3 protein-coding genes and 1 pseudogene are annotated in these 2,963 nt (G+C 69.4%); all 4 read left to right on the top strand.

The genetic code is table 11. The annotated features are described in order from the left end of the window. A pseudogene (locus RTM68_RS17100) lies at positions 1 to 427 on the top strand (DUF58 domain-containing protein); the annotation flags it as partial. Beyond that, positions 414 to 905 carry a hypothetical protein gene (locus tag RTM68_RS17095; protein ID WP_312173257.1) on the top strand — a complete coding sequence of 164 codons (492 nt, stop codon included), beginning with the start codon at positions 414 to 416 and terminating at the stop codon, positions 903 to 905. The pseudogene RTM68_RS17100 and the gene RTM68_RS17095, both read left to right, overlap by 14 nt. Next, entirely contained in the window at positions 896 to 1,882 is a 987-nt protein-coding gene (locus RTM68_RS17090; protein WP_312173254.1) for a VWA domain-containing protein, read from the top strand. Before RTM68_RS17095 ends, RTM68_RS17090 begins: the two co-directional genes overlap by 10 nt. After that, positions 1,864 to 2,937 (top strand): VWA domain-containing protein, encoded by a 1,074-nt coding sequence (locus tag RTM68_RS17085; protein ID WP_312173252.1) that lies wholly within the window; start codon positions 1,864 to 1,866, stop codon positions 2,935 to 2,937. The genes RTM68_RS17090 and RTM68_RS17085 overlap by 19 nt, the downstream gene beginning before the upstream one ends. Positions 2,938 to 2,963: the final 26 nt, after the last annotated feature.

The raw sequence follows: 2,963 nt of genomic DNA, 5'->3' as shown, positions 1-2,963 counted from the left end.
CACGAGCACCGCGCCGAGCGACCGCGACGCCCTGCTGTCGTACGTCACGCGCACGATCTCGCGGCGCATGATCGTCGTCGTGGTCACCGACGAGGCGCCGATCACGACCGAGACGGAGCGGATGCTGCGCCGACTGCGCGTGCAGCACGACGTGCTGTGGCTCACGCTGCGCGACGCCGATCCGGTGCTCGACCACACCACGAAGACGATCCGCGCCGATGTCGACAGCATGTGGGAGGTGCCCGACTTCGCGCAGGGAGACCTCGACATCGTGGGCGAGCTCGTCGCGCAGACCCGGGCGGATGCCGCACGCCTCGCCGAGCTGCTGACCCGCATGGAGATCAGCCACGGTGTGCTCACCGGTCAGGACGACGCCGTCTCGCAGCTGCTGCAGCTGCTGAACCGGAGGTCGCATGCCCGGCTCTGATGAGCTCTACCCCCCGGCCCAGTACGGCTGGGGCTGGATCCTGCTCGCGATCGGCGTGCTGCTGCTCCTGATCGCGGCGGCCTGGGTCGTGACGCTGCTGACCAGGCCGCGCCGCGACCTCACGCTCACCGACCCGACGCAGGGTCCGGTGCTGCAGACGACAGACGTGCTCTCGCAGCTGCGGGTGGAGTACCTGCAGAGCATCCAGCGCATCGAAGACGACTACCGCGCACGCACGCTCTCGGCACGCAACGCCAACCTCGAGCTGAGCCGCGTCGTGCGCACGTTCGTCAACGAGTACAGCGGACTCGAGGCCCCGGTGATGGCGCTCGACGACCTGGTGGCCCGCGGCGCGCACCCGGCGCTCATCGACGCGATGCAGCGTCACTACTATCCGAGCATCTTCCGCCAGGGACCGGCGATCGATCCGCTCGCCGGAGCCGAGGCGGCCAGGGCGGTGGTGCGCTCATGGCACTAGCCAACTGGTGGATGCTGCTCGTCGCCGCCGGCATCGTGGTCGTCGCGGTGGCGGTCGGCCTCGTGCTCGGTCTGCGCCGCACGGGCCGCTCCGACGCCCACGAGCAGGCACGCATCGCGCGCGCCGAGCGGGTACGCGCGCTTCCCTCGTTCCGCACGGCGCTGAACCGACGCATCGTCGCGCTCTGCGGCATCCTGCTGCTCGGTGTCATCGCGACGGCGTCGGCGGGCGTCGTCGCGGCGCGGCCCATGACCTCGCAGACGATCCAGCCCGTCAACACGAGCCGCGACATCATGCTGTGCCTCGACGTGTCGGGGTCGATGACCGAGGTCGACGTCGAGGTGCTCACCGTGTTCGAGGAGCTGTTGAAGGAGTTCGAGGGCGAGCGCATCGGGCTGACGATCTTCAACAGCTCGCCGGTGCAGATCTTCCCCCTCACCGACGACTACCCCTTCATCCGCGAGCACCTGCAGAGCATCAGGGAGAGCTTCGACTTCACCGAGCAGACCCCCGAGCACTGGGTGGGCACGATGAACGGCAACGGCGCCTCGCTGATCGGCGACGGCCTCGCGGCGTGCGCGCTCGCGTTCGACCATCCCGACGACGAGCGCTCCCGGTCGATCATCTTCGCGACCGACAACGAGATCAACGGCGCGTCGATCGTGACCCTGCAGGAGGCCGCGGCCTACGCGAAGTCGATCGGCGTGCGCGTCTTCAGCCTGAATCCCGTGCAGGGCAAGGATGCCGAGATCAGCGCCGAGCTCACCGAGGCGGCCGAGACCACCGGCGGCACCGCCTACGGTCTGCGTGACACGACGACCGTCGAAGACATCGTCGCCCAGGTGCAGGAGCAGGAGGCCACGGCGCTCAAGGGCCAGGCGCAGGTGGTCTGGAGCGACAGTCCGAACCTGTGGATCGTCGTGCTCATGGTGTCGACCCTCGCCTTCATCGTCGTGCTGTGGAGGGTGAGACTGTGATCTTCCAGCCCGTCCTCAACGTGTTCCTGCTGGTGCTGCTCTTCGCCCCGATCGCGGTGCTCGCGGTGCTCGCCCTCGTGAAGGCCCCGACCACGGGATCCGGCACCAGGGCCGGCGCCCGGGCACTCTGGGCCATGCGTCTCGTGATGCTGCTCGCGTGCTTCGTGATGCTGCTTCGCCCCGGCATCCCCGGAGGCACCACGCAGACCCTGGCGACCGACACCGACGTCGTGCTGGTCGTCGACACCACCGCCAGCATCGTCGCGGAGGACTGGGGCGACGGCGAGCCCCGTCTCGACGGTGTGCGCGCCGATGTGCAGGCGATCGTCGACGAGTATCCGGGCGCGCGATTCGCGCTGATCACCTTCGATGCGTCCGCCGACGTCCGGATGCCGCTGACCACCGACACGACCTCGCTGATGTCGTCGCTCGAGGTGCTGCGTCCCGAGGTGACCAGCCGCTCTCGGGGCAGTTCGATCGGCATCGCCGCCGAGCAGCTGCACGAGACGTTGGCGAATGCCGCCGCGAACTCGGAAGACCGGTCGCGCATGGTGTTCTACTTCGGCGACGGCGAGCAGACCGCTCTGTCGCCGCCGGAGTCGTTCGAGGACAGCGCGGCGTTCACCGACGCCGGGGCCGTGTTCGGATACGGCACGGCCGAGGGCGGCCCGATGAAGCTCACCTCGGGGTCGTTCGATCCCGCGGAGGGCGAGGGATACATCGAGTACCAGGGCTCGAACGCGCTGTCGGTCATCGACGAGGCGAACCTGCAGACGATCGCGGGTGAGCTGGGCGTCGAGTACCAGCACCGCACGGCCGATTCCGAGCCGACGCTGCCCGACGCGCCGTCGACCACCGTGGCCTACTCGGATTCGGGAGAGGTCGGCAACGTGATCGAGCTGTACTGGATCGCGGCGCTGCTCATGGCCGCACTGCTCGGGGTCGAGCTCGCTCGGGCGACCATGCTCGTGGCGCGGCTGCGCACGCTCCGCGTCGGATCCCGCTCCGCCGCTCGCGCGGGTTCCGGCTCGACGTCAGAGGGAGGGGCCGCATGACCGCCGAGCATCTTCCGCCCGGCGCG

The sequence above is a fragment of the Microbacterium sp. genome, from assembly GCF_031988965.1.
In the GTDB taxonomy this organism is placed as follows: Bacteria; Actinomycetota; Actinomycetes; order Actinomycetales; family Microbacteriaceae; genus Microbacterium.
The sequence above is the reverse complement of the archived record's forward strand: the minus strand, read 5'-3'. Positions and strand labels throughout refer to the sequence as shown.

Bases quoted from the DNA above. Each gene is read 5' to 3' on its own strand.
- RTM68_RS17090 (WP_312173254.1), top strand. From the start codon at position 896: ATGGCACTAGCCAACTGGTGGATGCTGCTCGTCGCCGCCGGCATCGTG.
- RTM68_RS17095 (WP_312173257.1), top strand. From the start codon at position 414: ATGCCCGGCTCTGATGAGCTCTACCCCCCGGCCCAGTACGGCTGGGGC.